This window comes from Microbacterium sp. A93, assembly GCF_051842835.1.
On the sequence record NZ_JBPXMT010000001.1, the window covers coordinates 291,167 to 310,143 of the forward strand.

General features: G+C 63.8%; 17 protein-coding genes. 12 read left to right on the plus strand and 5 right to left on the minus strand.

The window, feature by feature from the left end; all coding sequences use genetic code 11:
• Nucleotides 1–26: 26 nt before the first annotated feature.
• Nucleotides 27–1,043, minus strand: a complete 1,017-nt coding sequence (locus tag ACSU1G_RS01435) for a sugar-transfer associated ATP-grasp domain-containing protein (RefSeq protein WP_439278121.1) — start codon at nt 1,041–1,043, stop codon at nt 27–29.
• Between the two features lie 89 nt (nt 1,044–1,132).
• Here ACSU1G_RS01435 and ACSU1G_RS01440 point away from each other — a divergent pair, with 89 nt between their 5' ends.
• Nucleotides 1,133–1,828 carry an alanine racemase C-terminal domain-containing protein gene (locus ACSU1G_RS01440; RefSeq protein WP_439278665.1) on the plus strand — a complete coding sequence of 232 codons (696 nt, stop codon included), beginning with the start codon at nt 1,133–1,135 and terminating at the stop codon, nt 1,826–1,828.
• A complete protein-coding gene (locus ACSU1G_RS01445; RefSeq protein WP_439278122.1) occupies nt 1,828–2,871 on the plus strand; it encodes an alanine racemase in 1,044 nt (347 codons plus the stop codon). Before ACSU1G_RS01440 ends, ACSU1G_RS01445 begins: the two co-directional genes overlap by 1 nt.
• Before the next feature lie 22 nt (nt 2,872–2,893).
• Here the strand turns inward: ACSU1G_RS01445 and ACSU1G_RS01450 are convergent, their stop codons facing one another.
• Nucleotides 2,894–3,112: a DUF7455 domain-containing protein gene (locus tag ACSU1G_RS01450; RefSeq protein WP_439278123.1), complete on the minus strand. Its 219-nt coding sequence runs from the start codon at nt 3,110–3,112 to the stop codon at nt 2,894–2,896.
• Nucleotides 3,113–3,287: 175 nt separating this feature from the next.
• Here ACSU1G_RS01450 and ACSU1G_RS01455 point away from each other — a divergent pair, with 175 nt between their 5' ends.
• The 3 genes from ACSU1G_RS01455 (at nt 3,288) to ACSU1G_RS01465 (ending at nt 6,200) form a co-directional block, all read left to right on the plus strand.
• Nucleotides 3,288–5,372: a DNA gyrase/topoisomerase IV subunit B gene (locus tag ACSU1G_RS01455; RefSeq protein WP_439278124.1), complete on the plus strand. Its 2,085-nt coding sequence runs from the start codon at nt 3,288–3,290 to the stop codon at nt 5,370–5,372.
• A gap of 77 nt (nt 5,373–5,449) precedes the next feature.
• A complete protein-coding gene (locus ACSU1G_RS01460) occupies nt 5,450–5,908 on the plus strand; it encodes a hypothetical protein (RefSeq protein WP_439278125.1) in 459 nt (152 codons plus the stop codon).
• Complete coding sequence (locus ACSU1G_RS01465) at nt 5,898–6,200, plus strand: transcriptional regulator (protein WP_439278126.1); 303 nt, start codon at nt 5,898–5,900, stop codon at nt 6,198–6,200. Before ACSU1G_RS01460 ends, ACSU1G_RS01465 begins: the two co-directional genes overlap by 11 nt.
• 29 nt (nt 6,201–6,229) lie before the next feature.
• Here ACSU1G_RS01465 and ACSU1G_RS01470 read toward each other — a convergent pair whose 3' ends face one another.
• Nucleotides 6,230–8,674, minus strand: a complete 2,445-nt coding sequence (locus ACSU1G_RS01470; protein ID WP_439278127.1) for a DNA gyrase/topoisomerase IV subunit A — start codon at nt 8,672–8,674, stop codon at nt 6,230–6,232.
• Nucleotides 8,675–8,739: 65 nt separating this feature from the next.
• Between ACSU1G_RS01470 and ACSU1G_RS01475 the strand changes: the two genes are divergently transcribed.
• Nucleotides 8,740–9,846 (plus strand): alkaline phosphatase family protein, encoded by a 1,107-nt coding sequence (locus tag ACSU1G_RS01475; RefSeq protein ID WP_439278128.1) that lies wholly within the window; start codon nt 8,740–8,742, stop codon nt 9,844–9,846.
• Between the two features lie 34 nt (nt 9,847–9,880).
• Here the strand turns inward: ACSU1G_RS01475 and sepH are convergent, their stop codons facing one another.
• Entirely contained in the window at nt 9,881–10,939 is a 1,059-nt protein-coding gene (sepH, locus tag ACSU1G_RS01480; protein ID WP_439278129.1) for a septation protein SepH, read from the minus strand.
• A 196-nt stretch (nt 10,940–11,135) separates the two neighbouring features.
• Between sepH and ACSU1G_RS01485 the strand changes: the two genes are divergently transcribed.
• Nucleotides 11,136–11,429 carry a DUF4193 domain-containing protein gene (locus ACSU1G_RS01485; protein WP_439278130.1) on the plus strand — a complete coding sequence of 98 codons (294 nt, stop codon included), beginning with the start codon at nt 11,136–11,138 and terminating at the stop codon, nt 11,427–11,429.
• Between the two features lie 87 nt (nt 11,430–11,516).
• Here ACSU1G_RS01485 and ACSU1G_RS01490 read toward each other — a convergent pair whose 3' ends face one another.
• On the minus strand, nt 11,517–11,999 hold the full coding sequence (locus ACSU1G_RS01490) for a DUF3093 family protein (protein ID WP_439278131.1): 483 nt from the start codon (nt 11,997–11,999) through the stop codon (nt 11,517–11,519).
• A gap of 12 nt (nt 12,000–12,011) precedes the next feature.
• Between ACSU1G_RS01490 and dut the strand changes: the two genes are divergently transcribed.
• The 5 genes from dut (at nt 12,012) to dxs (ending at nt 18,931) form a co-directional block, all read left to right on the plus strand.
• Nucleotides 12,012–12,467 carry a dUTP diphosphatase gene (gene dut / locus ACSU1G_RS01495; RefSeq protein ID WP_439278132.1) on the plus strand — a complete coding sequence of 152 codons (456 nt, stop codon included), beginning with the start codon at nt 12,012–12,014 and terminating at the stop codon, nt 12,465–12,467.
• Between the two features lie 14 nt (nt 12,468–12,481).
• On the plus strand, nt 12,482–13,072 hold the full coding sequence (locus ACSU1G_RS01500; protein WP_439278133.1) for a DUF3710 domain-containing protein: 591 nt from the start codon (nt 12,482–12,484) through the stop codon (nt 13,070–13,072).
• Nucleotides 13,069–13,857, plus strand: a complete 789-nt coding sequence (locus ACSU1G_RS01505; protein WP_439278134.1) for a DUF3159 domain-containing protein — start codon at nt 13,069–13,071, stop codon at nt 13,855–13,857. Before ACSU1G_RS01500 ends, ACSU1G_RS01505 begins: the two co-directional genes overlap by 4 nt.
• Nucleotides 13,858–14,008: 151 nt before the next feature.
• Nucleotides 14,009–16,840, plus strand: coding sequence for an aconitate hydratase (locus ACSU1G_RS01510; protein WP_439278135.1), 2,832 nt, complete (start codon nt 14,009–14,011; stop codon nt 16,838–16,840).
• A gap of 150 nt (nt 16,841–16,990) precedes the next feature.
• Nucleotides 16,991–18,931, plus strand: a complete 1,941-nt coding sequence (gene dxs / locus ACSU1G_RS01515) for a 1-deoxy-D-xylulose-5-phosphate synthase (RefSeq protein WP_439278136.1) — start codon at nt 16,991–16,993, stop codon at nt 18,929–18,931.
• Nucleotides 18,932–18,977 lie beyond the last annotated feature (46 nt).

The window sequence follows — 18,977 nt, forward strand, 5'->3', positions numbered from 1 at the left end:
CATCCGGGGTTTTTCGTTGGGTACCGTCAGAACCCGATGACCTGCTGGTAACGCGGCTTGTGTCCGGTGCGGATGCCGGTCACGCTGGGCTTGTTCTCGTAGACGCCGGCACCCCAGTTGCCCTCGACGAGTACGGGACCATCGGGGGAGACCACGATGTCCCAGCCGACGTACTGGATCTGCGGCACGACGCGGGCGACCTCGTCGATGAACGCACGCACTTTGTCCATATGTGGCAGTTGGAACTCCGCGATCGGAAAACCGGAGTCAGGGTGCGTCTCGTATACATGACCGTGCGAGTCGTAGCCGGCGCTCACTGCGTGACCGTTCTCGTCGAGCATCGTGTAGAAGCCACCGAAGGTCATCTGATCGCTCACCTCACCGCGGCCGAACTTCTGCGCCATCGCCAGGATGTGTGCTTTCTCGCCGTCGAAGAACGCGGTGATGCGGGTCGTATTGACCGTGCCAGGGCAGACAGCCGCGAGGTCTTCGTGCTGACGGATCACTTCTTCGATCAGCAGCTCACCGCGAGTGAGAAGGCCCCGGTGGAACTCTTCCCAATCCTCGACGTCTGCGGCGTGATAGCGGTGCACGCCGGTGCCGGCCTGACCCACCGGCTCCTTGGTGACAATCGTGCCCAGGCGCTGGGTGAACTCACGGACGGCTTCGGCATTGCCCTGCTCCACGATGATCCAGTCGCGGTGCAGGTGTGTGGAGAATATCTTGTCGAACTCGACCTTGTCCTGGAACATCCAGCGAAAATCAGGGTGATCGTACTTCTGTGACAGCTCATTCGACACCGGGTGCGTCATGAACGTGGCGCGCTCGGCGCGCGTGAGCATGGCGAAGTCGTAATCGATGTAGTCCTGGAAACCGACGTTGTGCCGTGCAGCAGACCACAGCATGTCGATGACGATCCCCGGTACTGCCTTGTGGTGCTGCGCAGAGGCTTCCTTTGCACGCTCGAACACTGAGCCGGTGTCGATGCGGCGGGCGCGAGCGATCAAGTAGCGGACGCGGGGCGCGAGGGAAAGACGTGACATGAGGCTCCGGAGGTTGGGGATTCCACCAGTCTACGTGGGGTGCGCCGGAGAAGCTGGTGGGCGAAGCTAGTGTGGAGGGCGTGGGTGAAATGACTTCCAGTTCGGCGATACGGGCCCTGATTTCACGCTCGGCGTTGGCGGATGCCGCGGTTGCTGCTGTCGCAGCCGGAGGACGAATCGCGGATCTGCGTGGTGATGCCTACGGGCATGGCGTGCTGATAGTCGCGCGTGCAGTCATCGCGGCCGGTGCACAATCGGTGGTCGTTGATTCTCTGGAAGAAGCGAGACTCCTGAATCGGGAGGGCATTGCGTCGACGTCGTCAGGCGCCCCTGACATCGACGCGCGGTTGCTCTACGGCATTCCTGATGCGGCGGGCCGATCGGGCTCACGTCCAGTGCTGCGCCTCACCGGGCGCGTCCTCTCTACGAAGGCACTGCGAGCCGGCGATGCCGTCTCGTACGGCTACACCTATCGCGCGCCCTCCGACGGCAACGTCGCCCTCGTGACAGGCGGCTATGCACAGGGGATCGTCCGCGCGCTGGGAAATCGCGCGCACGTGGAGATCAACGGCGTGCTGCGGCCCATCATCGGACGTGTTGCGATGGATGTGTGCGTTGTCGACCTGGATGGCGTGGACGCCGCGCCGGGCGATGAGGTCACGTACTTCGGCGGCCAGGGCCCCGCGGCATGGCAGTTGGCAGAATGGGCCCGCGTGACCGGGATGACATCCGCAGAGCTGCTCACCGTCGCAGCGAAGCACGCCGTGCGCGGGGAAGAGGACTGATGCAACCGATCCTTCACATCTCACGAGCGCAGTTCCTCACGAATCTTGACGCCGTGCGCGCGCGGATTGCTCCGTCTGCGCTCATGCTCGTCATGAAGGACGACGCCTACGGCCACGGCATCGACTGGGCAGTGGATGCCGCAGCCACCGCTGACGTCCAGTGGTACGGGTCTTACGACGTGCGCACCGGCATCCGCATCCGGGAAGCACTGGGCGACCGGGCTGGTCGTGTGTTCGCTTGGGCGACATCGACAGTCGAAGAAGTCGAAGCAGCAGTGCGGGCGGATATCGATCTCGGAGTCGGCACGGAGGAATACCTGCGACTCGTGATTGCGACGGCCGAGCGCATCGGCGTTCTCGCCAGAGTGCATCTCAAGATCGATACCGGGCTTCACCGCAGTGGCATCCGCCCGGAAGCCTGGGCGGCCACTGCGGCGCTGGCACGTGCGGCAGAGCTGACCGGTGCGCTGGCCGTTGTTGGCGTGTGGAGCCACCTCGCAGAGGCCAGCGACGATGAGGACGACGAGGCGCAGACAATTTTTGTTGACGCAGTGGCTGCGGTGCGTGCGACCGGCTCGACGCCGGAGGCCCTGCACCTCACTGCGTCGGCCGCGTCCTGGTGGCGGCCGGAGCTGCGCGGATCACTGTCACGGGTCGGAGCCTTCTGTTATGGCATCCGCTCCGCTGATGGTCCCGAGCTCGAAGGGATCCGACCGATCAGTGCGCTCAGCGCTTCTGTGCAGGAAGTTCACGACGATCATGTGGTCGCGGGAATCGGCGCGTTCGATGGGCTACCGTCCACGCTCAGCGGCATCCAGGTGGGCACACCTGCCGGTAGCAGGGAACTGCGAAGTGTCGCTCAGACGACCTCAGAGGTCTCCACCTGGCCGGGGGCATCGATCGGCGATGCGGTGTGGATACTCGGACCCGGTGAGTACGGGGAGCAGACGGCCACGACATTTGCCGAGCACATCGACACCGTCGGGGAAGAAATAATCACCCGCCTCACCTCACGGGTGCGACGGGTGATAGGTGACGGGTGATAGAGGGCTGAGAAGTCGACTGTCAGACGGCGTCGACGAGACGGGCAGTCTCGTCATGCCAAGAGGTCGCGACGCTCCGAAGCTTCTCTTCGTACTTGCGGCCGTGGTGGGCGCAGAAGAGCAGTTCGGAACCGTTGACCTCGGCGGCGATATAGGCCTGTGCGCCGCAAGAGTCGCAACGGTCGGCCGCGCTCAGACGGTACTCGACAGTGGAGGTCTCACGTTCGGTTGTAGCGTTCATCTCGGTGCCTCCTCGGGTATCGGCTTCCGGTTGGAATGTGCTCAATACAACCACGAACCACTGTGAGTCATGCCCGGAAGGCGGCGTGTTTCGCTCACCGCGTAGCGCGCGGGCCCAGGCATGCCCGCAGTGGGGAGTGTCTGCGGACCTGCGGGGACTGTCGAGAATAGAATTGATGATTGTGACCTCCGAGTATTCCGCCCACCATCTTCAGGTGCTTGAAGGGCTCGAAGCGGTCCGCAAGCGCCCCGGCATGTACATCGGGTCGAACGGTTCCCCCGGGCTCATGCATTGCCTCTGGGAGGTCATCGACAACTCGGTAGACGAGGCGGTCGCCGGCAATGGCGCTCGCATCGACACCATCCTGCACGCCGACGGCAGCGTCGAGGTCCACGACCGTGGTCGCGGTATCCCGGTCGATATCGAACCGCGTACCGGTCTCACCGGTGTCGAGGTCGTCTTCACGAAGCTGCACGCGGGTGGAAAGTTTGGCGGCGGATCGTACGCAGCATCCGGCGGTCTGCACGGTGTCGGCGCCTCGGTCGTGAACGCGCTGTCTGAGCGACTCGACGTCGAGGTCGATCGCGGCGGCAAGACCTACGGCATGTCGTTTCATCGTGGCGAGCCCGGCTCCTTCCTCGACAGCGGAGAGAAGCGGCCGGATGCTCCGTTCACCCCGTTCGAGAAGAGCAGCGAGCTACAGGTCATCGGCAAGGCCAAGCGTGGCGTGACTGGCACCAGGGTGCGCTACTGGGCGGATCGACAGATCTTCACCAAGGATGCGGCCTTCCAGCTCGCCGAGCTCGAGACCCGCGCGCGTCAGACCGCCTTCCTCGTGCCGGGGCTCGAACTCGTCATCCGCGATGAACGGGGCGAAGAGAAGGTAGAGACCTCGTATCGCTACGAGGGTGGCATTGCTGAGTTTGTCGACTACCTCGCCACGGATGCTCCGGTGACTGACACCTGGCGCATCCAGGGCACGGGTTCCTTCAAAGAGACCGTCCCGGTGCTGCAGGCCAATGGGCACATGGCCTCGCAGGAGGTCGAACGCGAGTGCCGCGTCGATATCGCGATGCGCTGGGGTACCGGCTATGACACGGCGACCCGCTCGTTCGTGAACATCATCGCGACGCCTAAGGGCGGTACGCACCAGCAGGGTTTCGAGCAGGAACTGCTCAAGGTGTTGCGTGCACAGGTCGATCAGAACTCGCGTCGACTGAAGGTCGGCAACGACAAACTCGAGAAAGACGATGTCATGGCGGGGCTGACTGCGGTGCTCACCGTCGAGGTGCCAGAACCGCAGTTCGAGGGTCAGACCAAGGAAGTGCTCGGCACTCCGGCCGTGCGCCAAGTCGTCGCGCAGATACTTCGTAAGGAACTCGGGGCACGCTTCACCTCGACCAAGCGAGACGACAAGAACCAGGCGAGCCAACTGCTCGACAAGATTGTCTCCGAGATGAAGGCTCGCGTTTCTGCGCGCACGCACAAGGAGACGCAGCGTCGGAAGAACGCTCTCGAATCTTCCTCGCTCCCCGTGAAACTCGTCGACTGCCGCTCGAACGACGTCTCACGCAGTGAGCTTTTCATCGTTGAGGGTGACTCGGCACTGGGAACCGCTCGGCGTGCGCGTGACAGCGAGATCCAGGCGCTGCTGCCGATCCGCGGCAAGATCTTGAACGTGCAGCGCGCTTCGGTCGCGGACATGCTCTCAAACGCCGAGTGTGCCGCGATCATCCAGACCATCGGCGCCGGCTCTGGTCGCACGTTCGACATTGATACCGCGCGCTACGGCAAGATCATCCTGATGAGCGATGCCGACGTCGACGGTGCGCATATCCGCACGCTGTTGCTCACACTGTTCTTCCGGTACATGCGGCCGCTGATCGAGGCGGGCCGTGTCTTCGCCGCTGTGCCGCCGCTGCACCGCGTGATCGTGATGAACCCCGGCTCTAAGCCGAACGAGACCCTCTACACGTACAGCGAGCAGGAGCTGCACACGCTGCTCGCGAAGCTCCGCAAGACCAACAAGCGTTGGCATGAGCCGATCCAGCGCTACAAGGGTCTCGGCGAGATGGATGCTGATCAGCTGGCGAACACCACGATGGAGAAGTCCGGCCGTCTGCTGCGTCGAGTGCGCATGGAAGATGCCGAGGCAGCTGGTCGCGTGTTCGAACTGCTGATGGGCAATGAGGTTGCGCCGCGTCGTGAGTTCATTATCGACTCGTCAGATCAGCTGTCGCGTGAGGCGATCGACGCGTAACGCGTGGGGTGGCCCTTTGGGCGGCTCATGTGAGTGCGAAGTTGCTTAACTACTGGTTAAGTGATTGACTCAACCGCATGGAAAGTAATTTCGAGAATCAGCGTGACTCGGCATCCGTGCTCGAGGCGCTCAGCAGTGATCGTGGCCGACTCGGCGAGCGGATCACGGCCGAAACCTGGTGGGCTGCACCTGCGCAGGGCTTGGGTGCGGCGCTTATCGTCGTGGCCCCCGCGGCCGGACTGGCATGGGCGTGGCTACCCTTTGTGCTCAGCGTGGGGGTGTTCGTCGGCGTCGAGGTGCTCTTTCGTAAGCGCAGTGGCTTCGGTATTACCCGACCGGCTGGTCCTCGCGGGTGGTGGTTGCTGGTTGCGCTCTTCTTGATCTTCTTCTTCTCGTTTGTGCTCAGCCTGGGATTCGCGCTGTTCGGTCTGACCGGATGGGTGGTTGCCGTCGCTGTGGCCGTGGGCGTCGTCACCGCGCTTATCGTCGTGGCCTATGACCGTGCGTATGCTGCCGAGGTGCGCCGTGCGGGCTAAACCCCGCTTTGACGAGGCGATCCACGCGCCAACCCGGCTGCGTCTGTGTGCGATGCTGCGCCCGCTCGCCGACGCGGATTTCGCAGCGATTGCCGCGACGCTGGAGCTCAGTGAGGCAAACCTGTCAAAGACCGTGAGAAACCTCGTCGAAATTGGCTATCTCGTCACGAGCAAGCAGGCATCGCCTCAGCGAACGGACGCGCGCCAGACGACCACAGTCAAGCTCACCGCGCAGGGTCGCCGCGCCTTCGATGGGCACCTCGCGGCACTGCGGGCGATGGCGGGTGACTAGGGGGCGTCTCCCCGCATGGGAGACGCGCCCTAAATAACCGGGCGGCCGATCGAACCGATTACGCCGTCGATGAGCTGGCCTGATGCATCGCGCTTCGCCGGAGTCTCCGGAAGCGTGCGCACGGCACCGTCGCTGCCGACGGCATAGGCGGGCTCTGTGCCTACCCATGCAGCGGTGAGGCGATCCTCGCCCTTCAGGAAGGCATGCGCACGGACACCACCGGTCGCACGGCCCTTGGCAGGGAACTCGGCGAATGCGGAGACCTTGGCCCGACCAGCGTCCGTTCCGGCGATCATGCCGTCGGTGCCGGAGACGGTGGCGACGGTGACCTCCTCGGACGGAATCACGACGCCGAAGAACAGCACCGATGCACCGGCTCCGAGTTTGACACCGGCCATGCCGCCTGCCGGCGCGCCCTGTGGGCGCACTGCGGAGGCCGGGAAGTGCAGCAACTGCGCATCCGTCGTGAGGAAGACGACGTTGGCGTCATCGGGGGCGGCTGCTGCACCCACCACGCTGTCACCGGATTTGAGGCCGATGACCTCCTGCTCCTGGCGCACGGGGAGAGCCGATGCCACGATGCGCTTGACGGTTCCGTGTGCGGTACCGATCGCGATCGGAATTTCAGAGGCGAGATCAACCAGCGCAAGCACCTTCTCGGAACGAGACGTGATGCCGAGATAATCCCGCAGGGGTGCGCCGGCGCCCAGTTGTACTGACGTCGCAGGAACAGACGGCAGATCGACGGGGGAGAAGCGCAGGAGGCGACCGGTACTCGTGATCGCACCGACCTCACCACGCACGGTCGCCGACACCGTCGAGAGGATCGCATCGTGCTTGCTGCGGCGCACCGGCCGGCTCAGTTCCTGACCCTCTGTCGAATCCACACGCACTGCGCGACCGGTCGTCGACAGAGCGACCATGGTCGGGGCATCCGCGATCTGCAGGTCGGCCTCACCTGGCTTCGCTCGACGAGGTGCCGCGGGCTTCGCGTTCATCAGCAGAGTGCGCCGAGGTGTGCCGTAGGCCTCGGCTGCGGCATCCAATTCCTTCGCAACCTGAGCTCGCAGCAGCACGGGGCTGCCCAGCAGCTCACGCAGTTGCGCGATCTCGGCCTGCAGTGCATCGCGCTCGGTCTCGAGCTCGACGCGGGAGAACTTCGTCAGACGCCGCAGGCGCAGCTCAAGGATGTACTCAGCCTGAGCTTCAGAAAGATCGAACACCGACCGGAGTCGCGAGCGCGCTTGCTCTGAGTCATCGGATGAACGAATGACCTGGATGACCTCATCGATATCCAAGATCGCGATGAGGAGGCCCTCAACGAGGTGCAGGCGCTCCTCCCGACGGTTGAGCCGGTAGCGGCTGCGCCTGGTGATGACCTCGAGTCTGTGGCCGACGTAGACGCTGAGCATCTCGCGGAGGCCCAGCGTGCGGGGCTGGCCCTCAACGAGTGCGACGTTGTTGATGCTGAACGAGTCTTCCAACGGGGTGAGCCGGTAAAGCTGCTCGAGCACGGCATTCGGGTCGAAACCGGTCTTGATACCGATCGCCACACGAAGTCCGTGCTGGCGATCGGTGAGGTCATGAACATCGCTGATGCCCTGCAGCTTCTTCGCCTGCACCGCATCGCGGATCTTCTCGATCAGTCGCTCTGGTCCGACCATGTACGGCAGCTCGGTGACGATAATTCCCGTGCGCCGAGGCCCGATGGGCTCGACCGAGATCTTGCCACGCACCTTGAATGCGCCGCGGCCGTTCGTGTAGGCATCCTTGATGCCGTTCAGGCCCATGATGATGCCGCCGGAGGGGAAATCAGGGCCAGGCACGAACTCCATGAGCTCGTCGAGGGTCGCATCCGGGTTCTCGAGCAGATGTATTGCTGCCCCGACAACCTCGATGAGATTGTGCGGGGCCATGTTCGTCGCCATACCCACGGCAATGCCGCTGGCACCGTTGACGAGCAAGTTGGGGAAGGCCGCGGGAAGCACCGCTGGCTGCTGGAACTGGCCGTCGTAGTTCGGCACGAAATCGACGACGTCCTCGTCGAGGTTCTCGGTCAGCGCCAGGGCTGACGGGGCAAGGCGAGCTTCGGTGTAGCGAGAGGCCGCTGGGCCGTCATCCAGAGAGCCGAAGTTTCCATGGCCGTCCACAAGTGGCACGCGCAGCGCGAAGTCTTGAGACAGCCGAACAAGGGCGTCGTAGATCGCGGAGTCACCGTGCGGGTGGAGCTTTCCCATCACTTCGCCGACGACACGCGCGCTCTTCACATGCCCGCGCTCGGGGCGCAGGCCCATTTCTGCCATCTGGTAGAGGATGCGGCGCTGCACGGGCTTGAGCCCGTCGCGAGCATCGGGAAGCGCGCGGGAGTAGATCACCGAGTAGGCGTACTCGAGGAACGATCCCTGCATCTCGCTGGACAGATCGATGTCCTGGATGCGCTCCTCGACGGGCTCGGCAGATTCGGTGCGGGGCATGGACTTCCTGGGTACGTTGCTGGGCCTGTGAAAGACTGGCTCTGATGTCTCTCATTCTACCGACCATGCCACCCTCCGCTCGGATTCTGAGCGGGGTGGCGGGCGACCTGATCGCTGCGCTCGAGGGCCCAGACGGACCACTGGCAGCTGCCAGATCAGTCGTGCTGGTCATCGTGGACGGACTGGGCGCCATTCAGCTACGCGGGCACGCTGGGCACGCCAGGCATCTCACGTCTGGGCTCGGCAAGAAAGACGTCGCCTACTCGGTATTTCCGACGACCACGGCCGCAGCGCTGACGAGCACGCTCACCGGCGCAGAGCCCGGCGTGCACGGGCTCGTCGGTTACCGCGTACTTGATCGCTCGCGCGACGTGCTGGTGAACCAGCTCTCCGGGTGGGAGAGCGACGGCATCGACCCGCTCGTCTGGCAGCCGACGCCGACCATATTCGAGCGAGCGGCGGTGGCAGGCCATGCCAGCTATGCGGTGGGGATCTCCGCTTACGCACAGAGCGGATTCACGAAGGCGACGCTGCGAGGCGCTCAGTTCGTGGCAGCGAAGTCGCCGGCTGAGCGGGTTTCCATCGCGTATCAGCTGGCCGCAGACACGCCAGGATCGCTCGTGTACTGCTACCTGCCGGAGGTTGACAAGGCGGGACATAAACACGGCGTGGACTCCGCCGAATGGATCGCTGCGTTGGAGGAGATCGATGCGGCGCTGGCGCTGACAGTTCCGCGCCAGGTCGGCGTGCTCATCACGGCGGATCACGGCATGATCGACGTCCCTGCCCACCGCCAGGTGGTTCTGGAAGAAGGCGATCCGCGTTTCGCCGGCATCCGTCATATCGGGGGAGAGCCGCGCATGCTCCATATCTATCTGGAGCAGGGTGCAGACCCCGATGCTGTACTGGCCTGTTGGCGGCGTGAGAGCGAAGGGCAGGCGGACGTGCTCAGCCGGGCCGAGGCGGAGACAACCAACCTGTTCGGCGCGGTGCTCACGCCCGATGCGAAGTCACGCATCGGAGACCTGCTCGTGATCGCACGCGGCAACCGTGCGTTCTACGACGGTACGGCAGGTGACCTGCGCGCACGCGAAATGATCGGGCAGCACGGTGCCTGCACGCCAGAGGAACGCCAGGTGCCGTACATCAGGCGCGGCGCCTTCGCGAGCTGATCAGTCGTCAGTGCGGATCAGTCGAGCGAGTTAATCAGTCGTCAGTGCGGGCGCCGAAGACGATCTCATCCCACGACGGCATCGCATTGCGGCGCCGTCGACGACCAGAGGCATCGGATGTGGTCTCCTGCGGGGCCGGTTCGGGTTGCGGCTCTTCGTCGTGAGCGTCGGAGTCTTGTCCGAAGGCATCAAACAGGGCGATCGGGTTGGAGCTTCTCGGACGCTCAGTGGGCTCGGAGTCCTCGTCGTCGAGTAATGGCGCGTTCTCTCGCTGACCACGGCGGCGGCGCAGCGCCTCCAGTAGGTCGGCTGTGTCAGCGCTGGTCGTCGACTGGTCGGGAGCGCGTTTGATGGCAGCCTGCTGCGCAGCAGCGTTTGAACGTTCCGGTACCGCTGATTCTTCGACATCCGCGTCGAGAATGGGCAGCAGCCTTGGACCGAACGCACCGGAATCGAATCGGCTTTCGTCCTTGTACGGCGATTCGACCCGCTCGCTGTCCACTGCACGAAGGCGAGGGATCAGACCTTCCGGTAATGACCCTTGGCGAGAGAGCTGCGTGGCATCGGCGTTCACGGGAGACAGCGAACTGCGGCGCGGGTCGAAGCCCCACCGAGCGTCGTGTGCGACCTCGTTGGCGGTGAACTCCAGCTTCACGATCCAGCCGGAGTCGTCTTTCCAACTTGCCCATCGTTCATCTGACGCACCGAGCTGGGCGAGCTTCGCCCGAATCGCCACGCCGAACGTGGGTTGCGCGTCGGGCTCGACTTCGCTGCCGATGAGCACGGGGACGGCGAGTGCCTGACCAATGACGTGCTCACGCTCGGCGAGTACGGGGACCTCGAAGCGCGCGACATCGTCGAGGCTGATGCCGAGAAGCTCAGCGACCTCGGCCGCGGCGAGGCCAGATCGGATGTGTGCCTGGATTTCACGGGGGCTCGCGGCAAGGCGCGGCGACTCCTGTGTGTCTCTCCGGCGGGCGCGACGGATCTCACGCTGAAGCACATCGTCGATGGCGAGTGTGAATCGCTCGCCGGATTCGGTGGCGAGGATCAGCAGGTCGTCTTCGGTGCCGATGATAGTGACGTTTTCCATGCGAATGCCCCTCTGAATGGGTGTTGTTTCATGGTGTCACGGGAGTGACCGCAGACCAGGGAATAGCCTGGGCGCGCCGTCAGTTTGATCTCGTATGCGCGACCGCATTTGCTATTTGCCCTCGCGTCGGGCAAACTATGCCCGCCACTACCCGTTGGCACACCACCCACAAGCACCATAAATGGAGATCTACCGCATGGCAACCGACTACGACGCCCCCAGAAAGAGCGAAGACGACTCTGAGTCGATCGAAGCTCTGAAGGAGCGTGTGCCGGACAAACTGTCTGGCACGACCGGCGACGAGGACTCTGACAACCCGTCGAATTTTGACCTCCCGGGTGCAGACCTCTCCGACCTCGACCTTGATGTCGTCGTGCTGCCAGCGCAGCAGGACGAGTTCACCTGCATGAGCTGCTTCCTTGTGCAGCACCGCTCACAGCTTGATCACGACGGAGCAGACGGTCTCATCTGCAAGGAGTGCGCTGCCTGACAGCAGTCGACCTCATGTTTACGCGCCCCGGCCAGTTGGCTTGGGGCGCGTTGTCGTCTCCCGGTGCTGACTCAGACCGGTGCTGACTCAGGCCGGTGTGGATGCCGCGGCTTGTGCGTCGCGTATCGCGGCCGCCAAACGGTCGGGCGTTCGCGTGGAGATCGTCCAGTGCGTCGCCGGGTCATCTGGGTCGATGTTCGGAGCCACGATGATCCCGTCGATGCCGCTACGGATCAGGTGCCAGCCGCGCGCGGGAAGCACGGAGCCTCGCGCCGCTTGCGCGTCAGTACCGGTAAGGACAGTCACCGGGCCAAGCCAGCGCGCATCGATGTGCGCTCGGCCGGCGCGGACCACAGCGCCGTCGACACGCACCGTCGGTGACCAGGCGATGAGCGCGGTGATCAGCAGTGCACCCGCAGCGATGCCGATGAGCAGTGCCGGAAGTGATCCCAGTGGTGTGAGCGTGAGCGTGACCATCGGGGCAATGACTGCCGCGGTCACGAGTAGCCACAGACTTGGCGAAAGACGCTCGCGATAGCGGACACGTGTGTCAGGTGTGGGCTTCTGCATTATCCTCTTGGGGTGAGTGATTCCGTTGATCTTCCCATTATCGCGTCTGTGATGCCGCACTACGCCCATCCGGGTGATGCCGGCGCAGACTTGGTGTCGGCCGAGGCCGTGCGCCTCGAGCCGGGACAGCGTGCGCTCATCCCTACGGGCGTGAGAATCGCACTGCCCGACGGATATGCGGCCTTCGTGGTGCCACGAAGTGGTCTCGCAGCCAAGCACGGCATCACGATCGTGAACTCGCCGGGAACCGTTGATGCCGGTTACCGCGGCGAGATCAAGGTGAGTCTGCTCAACACAGACAGTTCCAGCGCGTACGATGTGGCGGTTGGGGACCGGATCGCCCAGCTGATCATCATGCCGGTCACCCGCGCGAACTTCATTCCGGTTGAGGAGCTTCCGGACAGTGTGCGTGGTGCAGCCGGATTCGGCTCCACCGGATCCCAGGTGCCCACACAGGCAGCCGAGTAGGCAGGAACTTGTAAATGACTGAAGAGATCACCCAGCCGTCGTCAAAATCGGCGCCAGTGAACCGTGCCACCGAGGGTCCGTTCGATGAAAGCGAAGCGAACCCGATTCGCCCGTACATCGACCTCGGCGGCATCAAGATCCTCCCGCGCGAGGGCCTGAACCTGCGCCTCGAGGTGGAAGAGCAGACCAAACGCATCGTCGCTGTCGGGCTCGACTACGAAAATTCCTCACTGCAGGTCCAGCCGTTCGCTGCACCGCGCACGCTCGGGCTCTGGCACGAGACGCGCATGCAGTTGGTCGATCAGGTGCGCCAGCAGGGTGGACGTGTCGAGGAGCGCGAGGGGCCACTCGGTCATGAGCTGCTCGCCGAGGTACCCGGCCCAGCATCGGAAGGGTCGACGCTTCGCCTGGCTCGTTTCGTGGGAGTGGATGGACCACGATGGTTCTTGCGTGGCGTCATCGGCGGGTCCGCCGCATCCGACCCAGAGGCTGCGGCGAAGGTCGAGGATCTATTCCGCTCGATCGTTGTGGTTCGCGGTAATTCGCCGATGCCCCCGCGGGATCTCATCCCGCTGAAGATGCCGGCCACTCCCGGATCCGCGTGAACACCTCTGACGCATCCGCTGCACCTGATTCGCAGGACCCGAACGACGCGGATTCGCAAGATCCGAACGACGCGGAAGAGCAGGAGCCCTCGGCATCTGATCTGGTCGGTGCTGCCATCGGCTCCGCTGCGCGCAGGGCAGGGCTCGATCCCGAGAAGGATGCGCCGGCTGGCCAGATCGTCTGGCAGGTCATTGGCGGCTGGCGAGGCGTAGCCGAGTCGGTTCTGCCGGTGCTCGCCTTCATCATCACATTCACCGCGACGCAGAATCTGCTGCTCGCGCTTGCGCTCTCCGTGGGTGCGGCAGCGGTGTTTACCCTGATCCGACTGCTGACCAAATCACCACCGGTCGCCGCTTTGTCCGGGCTAGTCGCTGCCGTCGTCGCCGCTGGACTGCCGCTTTTCACCGGGCGCGCCGAGGATCAGTTTGTCATCGGTTTCATCACCAACATCGCGTACGGCTCTGCCTTTCTGATCTCCGCATTCGTGCGGTGGCCGCTGATCGGCGTTCTCGTGGGCTTTCTCGTGGGTGAGGGTCTCGAATGGCGAAGCGATCGGCGCAAGCGTCGCACGTTCTTCTGGCTGACCGTCGCCTGGGCCGTGCTCTTCTTCGCCCGCCTCACTGTGCAGTTGCCGTTCTATTTCGCCGGAGACGTGGCCACCCTTGGCACGGTGAAGATCATCATGGGCATCCCGTTCTTCGCCACACTTCTGGCGGGAACCTGGATTCTGTCTCGCCGGCTCTATCCACGCGAGTCGCGCCTGGATCAGGCATCCGCTTCGTGATAGATTTATCTTGATATCAAGATAAATTGTAGGCTTTCGCTTCCGTACCAAACGGCGCACACTGTTAGGTGTGCCTTGGTGGCAGCGGGCGCCGCAGGCGAGCAAGATGGATTCGCCTATCGCTTCCATCAGACAAGAAGGAGACGGATTCGTGTCCACGGTGAATAGCTTCGGTGCCAAGAGCACCCTGACAGTCGGCAGTACCGACTACGAGATCTTCAGGGTTGACACGGTTCCGGGCTTCGACAAGCTCCCGTTCAGCCTGAAGGTTCTCCTCGAGAACCTTCTTCGCACCGAAGACGGTGCCAACGTGACGAAGTCGCAGATCGAGGCGCTCGGTTCGTGGGATGCCGCGGCAGAGCCCACAACGGAGATCCAGTTCTCGCCGGCCCGTGTGGTCATGCAGGACTTCACCGGTGTGCCCTGCATCGTCGACCTCGCCACCATGCGCGAGGCCGTGACTGCTCTGGGCGGCGACCCGAACAAGATCAACCCGCTTTCGCCCGCTGAGATGGTCATCGACCACTCTGTGATCGCCGACCTGTTCGGTTCGGAGAACGCGCTCGAACGCAACGTCGAGATCGAGTACGAGCGCAACGGCGAGCGTTACCAGTTCCTGCGTTGGGGCCAGACCGCGTTCAACGACTTCAAGGTCGTTCCTCCGGGAACCGGCATCGTGCACCAGGTGAACATCGAGCACCTCGCCAAGGTCATCTATGACCGAACCAACGGCGGAGTCCTCCAGGCATACCCCGACACGTGCGTCGGCACCGACTCACACACCACCATGGTCAACGGCCTTGGCGTGCTGGGCTGGGGCGTCGGTGGCATCGAGGCAGAGGCAGCCATGCTGGGCCAGCCCGTGTCGATGCTCATCCCGCGCGTCGTCGGCTTCAAGCTGAACGGTGAGATCCCGGCCGGCGTCACCGCCACCGACGTCGTGCTCACGATCACCGAACTGCTGCGCAAGCACGGTGTGGTCGGTAAGTTCGTCGAGTTCTACGGCGCTGGTGTTGCATCCGTGCCGCTCGCGAACCGCGCGACCATCGGAAACATGAGCCCGGAGTTCGGTTCCACCGCGGCGATGTTCCCCATCGACGATGTGACGCTGGACTACCTGCGTCTCACCGGTCGTGACGAGCAGGCTGTCGCGCTGGTGGAGGCTTACGCCAAGCAGCAGAAGCTCTGGCACGACCCGGACAGCGAAATTATCTTCAGCGAGTACTTGGAGCTCGACCTCGGCACGGTTGTGCCGTCGATCGCAGGCCCCAAGCGCCCGCAGGACCGCATCCTGCTCTCGGATGCCAAGTCGCAGTTCGAGAAGGACATCGTCAACTACGCCGAGCCGTGCACCTCGGATTCGATCGTTGACCTGGAATCGAAGCACTCGTTCCCGGCCTCTGACCCGGGTGCAGTCCCCGGTGAGGAAGATCACGACACCCGTCCGGTGCACATTTCCAGCGGTGTGAACGGTTCCTCGAAGCCGGTTCCGGTGACGACGCCTTCCGGCGAGAAGTACATCCTCGACCACGGTGCGGTGACTCTTGCCGCCATCACGTCGTGCACGAACACCTCGAACCCCTCGGTGATGATCGCGGCAGGTCTGCTCGCACGCAAGGCGCGCGAGCGCGGCCTGAAGCAGAAGCCGTGGGTCAAGACCACGCTCGGCCCCGGCTCCAAGGTCGTCACCGACTACTACGAGAAGTCGGGTCTCGACAAGGATCTCGAAGGCCTCGGCTTCTACACCGTCGGCTACGGCTGCACGATCTGCATCGGTAACTCCGGTCCGCTGATCGAAGAAGTGTCTGCTGCGATCAACGAACACGACCTCGCTGTGACCGCGGTGCTCTCGGGTAACCGTAACTTCGAGGGCCGCATCAGCCCCGACGTCAAGATGAACTACCTCGCATCGCCCCCGCTGGTCGTTGCTTATGCGCTGGCAGGTTCCATGCACTTCGACTTCGACGTCGACGCGCTGGGCACTGACACCGATGGCAACGAGGTGTTCCTCAAGGACATCTGGCCCGCTCCTGATGAGGTGCAGGCGATCGTCGATTCCTCGATCTCGCGTGAACAGTTCATCAAGCAGTACGCCACTGTCTTCGACGGTGACGAGCGCTGGACGAGCCTGCCGACGCCGACCGGACCGATCTTCGAGTGGGACGAGAACTCGACGTACGTGCGCAAGGCACCGTACTTCGACGGCATGTCGATGGATCTGACCCCGGTCGCGGATATCCAGGGTGCACGTGTCATGGCGACGCTGGGTGACTCGGTCACGACCGACCACATCAGCCCTGCCGGAAACATCAAGTCCGGCACGCCCGCGGCGAAGTACCTCGAGGCGCACGGGGTGCGTCAGAAGGACTTCAACTCCTTCGGTTCGCGTCGTGGAAACCACGAGATCATGATTCGTGGCACGTTCGCGAACATCCGCCTGAGGAACCAGCTGGTCCGCGCCGTCAACGACGGTGCAGAGGTCGAGGGCGGTTTCACCCGTGACTTCACGCAGCCGGATGGCCCGCAGACGTTCATCTACGATGCCAGCGAGAACTACCAGGATGCGGGCACGCCGCTGGTCGTCTTCGGTGGTAAGGAGTACGGCTCCGGCTCGTCGCGCGACTGGGCGGCCAAGGGCACGAGTCTGCTGGGCGTCAAGGCAGTCATCACCGAGAGCTTCGAGCGTATTCACCGCTCGAACCTGATCGGCATGGGTGTTGTCCCACTGCAGTTCCCGGCCGGCGAGAGCTGGGAGACGCTGGGTCTTGACGGCACCGAGATCGTCTCGATCACCGGGCTCGAGGAGCTCAACAACGGCACCACGCCCAAGACGGTCCGCGTCACGGCAGTGCCGAGCGCGCACTCGGCTGAGGGCAAGCAGACCGTGGAGTTCGACGCGGTCGTCCGCATCGACACCCCCGGTGAGGCGGACTACTACCGCAACGGCGGCATTCTGCAGTACGTGCTGCGTTCGCTGGTCTGATCCACTCTGATCGCATAAAGGGCTCGGATGCTTCGGCATCCGAGCCCTTTACGGTTCATCCTCGGGGGATTCTCTGCCCGCGGCGGTAGGATCGGATGGTCGTCGTCCGTTTCCGAGGAGGCGATCGGCGAAGACGTTCAGGAGGTGCGGATGCCCATTCTTCCCGGCATCACGAGTCCACGAGATCTCGACGAGCTGAGCCCCGCTCAACTCATCACGTTGACGGAGGAGATTCGCTCCTTCCTCGTTGAGAACGTCTCGCGCACAGGCGGTCATCTCGGCCCCAACCTCGGTGTCGTCGAGCTCACGCTCGCTCTGCATCGTGTCTTCGAGTCACCTGATGATCCGATCATCTTCGACACCGGCCATCAGTCGTATGTACATAAATTGCTCACGGGGCGCCAGGACTTCTCTGCCTTACGCGTGCGTGGCGGCCTGGCAGGCTACCCGCAGCGCAGTGAGAGCCCGCACGACGTTGTCGAGTCCTCGCATGCGTCCAGCTCACTGAGCTGGGCTGATGGCGTTTCTCGTGCGCTGACGGCGACCGGACGCGCCGATCGCCACGTCATTGCAGTGGTCGGAGACGGCGCGCTCACCGGGGGGATGACCTGGGAAGCGCTGAACAACATCTCCGACGACAACGACCGAAATCTCATCATCGTGGTGAACGACAACGGCCGCTCTTACGCTCCGACGATCGGCGGGATGTCGCGGTACCTGAACCGTGTGCGCACCGCTGGCGCATACAAAGACCTGCACCACCGCTCCGATCGCTTTTTCCGTCTGTTCGGGCCGGTGGGACGCGCGGTGTTCCGTGGCGTCCGCGGTGGCACGCACGGCTTCCTGTCGCGCTTCACGAACAACGTCGCGCTGTACTCGAATCTCGACATCAAGTACCTCGGCCCCGTTGACGGTCATGATCTTCCTGCACTCATCGAGACGCTCGAGCTCGCGAAGTCCTATGGCGCGCCGGTGATCGTTCACGCGATCACTGAGAAGGGCCGCGGGTACCAGCCGGCGCTGGATGACGAGGCAGATCAGTTCCATGCCGTCAACAGCATGGATCCGGTGACCGGTGAGCCGCTCAATAGCAGTGGCACGGGGTGGACGGACGTGTTCGCTGACGCTCTCGTCGGCGTGGGCGAGCGTGACCCGAAGGTCATCGCCATGACCGCTGCCATGCTGCGCCCGACCGGTCTCGCACCGTTCGCCGAGCGTTTCCCCGACCGTGTCTACGACGTCGGGATCGCAGAGCAGCATGCGGTGGCTTCGGCGGCCGGGCTCGCCTTTGGCGGACTGCATCCTGTCGTCGCGATGTATGCCACATTCATGGGGCGCGCATTCGATCAAGTATTGATGGATGTGGCTCTGCACAAGGCTGGTGTGACATTCGTCTTGGATCGCGCAGGCGTGACCGGTCCTGACGGGCCGAGCCACCACGGCATGTGGGACCTGGCGATGCTGCAGATCGTGCCGCACATCCGTATTGCTGCGCCTCGTGATGGCGCGCGGTTGCAGGAAGCACTCGACGAGGCTGTCGCCGTCGACGATGCGCCGACGGTGATCCGCTTCCCGAAGGGTTCGGTAGCCGAAGATCTGCCTGCGATCGAACGGCTGGAAGACGGCGTAGATGTGCTCTCGCGTGGCGAGAGCGAAGACGTGCTGATCGTCGCGATTGGTCCGTTCGCCGCCATGGCGATGGAGGTTGCCCAGCGCCTGCGTGCGCAGGGCATCGGTGCCACCGTGATCGACCCCCGATGGGCGATTCCGGTACAGGAATCTGTCGTCGAGCTCGCCGCTCGCCATCGGCTCGTCATCACGCTGGAGGACGGCATCCGCGTCGGTGGGATCGGCACGCGTGTGCGTCAGGTGCTCCGCGAGGCCGGAATCGACACGGCTGTGGATGAGCTCGGTCTGCCCGACGAGTTCATCGATCACGCATCCCGTGACCAGATCCTGGCGGATGCCGGACTCACGGCCTCCAAGATCGCTCAGGATGTCGTCGCGCAGGTGCTCGGCACCCGCATTCCGGTCGCGCGCAACGCGGGAGAGACCGGCGCAATCGACCTGCCGCTGCACGAACGACGCTGAGCGACGCGCCGACAACGCGAAAGCGGGGCGGCCCGAAGGCCACCCC

Coding starts and splice junctions, on each gene's coding strand:
- ACSU1G_RS01435 (WP_439278121.1), bottom strand. CDS start 1,043: ATGTCACGTCTTTCCCTCGCGCCCCGCGTCCGCTACTTGATCGCTCGC.
- ACSU1G_RS01440 (WP_439278665.1), top strand. CDS start 1,133: ATGACTTCCAGTTCGGCGATACGGGCCCTGATTTCACGCTCGGCGTTG.
- ACSU1G_RS01445 (WP_439278122.1), top strand. CDS start 1,828: ATGCAACCGATCCTTCACATCTCACGAGCGCAGTTCCTCACGAATCTT.
- ACSU1G_RS01450 (WP_439278123.1), bottom strand. CDS start 3,112: ATGAACGCTACAACCGAACGTGAGACCTCCACTGTCGAGTACCGTCTG.
- ACSU1G_RS01455 (WP_439278124.1), top strand. CDS start 3,288: ATGATTGTGACCTCCGAGTATTCCGCCCACCATCTTCAGGTGCTTGAA.
- ACSU1G_RS01460 (WP_439278125.1), top strand. CDS start 5,450: ATGGAAAGTAATTTCGAGAATCAGCGTGACTCGGCATCCGTGCTCGAG.
- ACSU1G_RS01470 (WP_439278127.1), bottom strand. CDS start 8,674: ATGCCCCGCACCGAATCTGCCGAGCCCGTCGAGGAGCGCATCCAGGAC.
- ACSU1G_RS01475 (WP_439278128.1), top strand. CDS start 8,740: ATGCCACCCTCCGCTCGGATTCTGAGCGGGGTGGCGGGCGACCTGATC.
- sepH (WP_439278129.1), bottom strand. CDS start 10,939: ATGGAAAACGTCACTATCATCGGCACCGAAGACGACCTGCTGATCCTC.
- ACSU1G_RS01485 (WP_439278130.1), top strand. CDS start 11,136: ATGGCAACCGACTACGACGCCCCCAGAAAGAGCGAAGACGACTCTGAG.
- ACSU1G_RS01490 (WP_439278131.1), bottom strand. CDS start 11,999: ATGCAGAAGCCCACACCTGACACACGTGTCCGCTATCGCGAGCGTCTT.
- ACSU1G_RS01500 (WP_439278133.1), top strand. CDS start 12,482: ATGACTGAAGAGATCACCCAGCCGTCGTCAAAATCGGCGCCAGTGAAC.
- dxs (WP_439278136.1), top strand. CDS start 16,991: ATGCCCATTCTTCCCGGCATCACGAGTCCACGAGATCTCGACGAGCTG.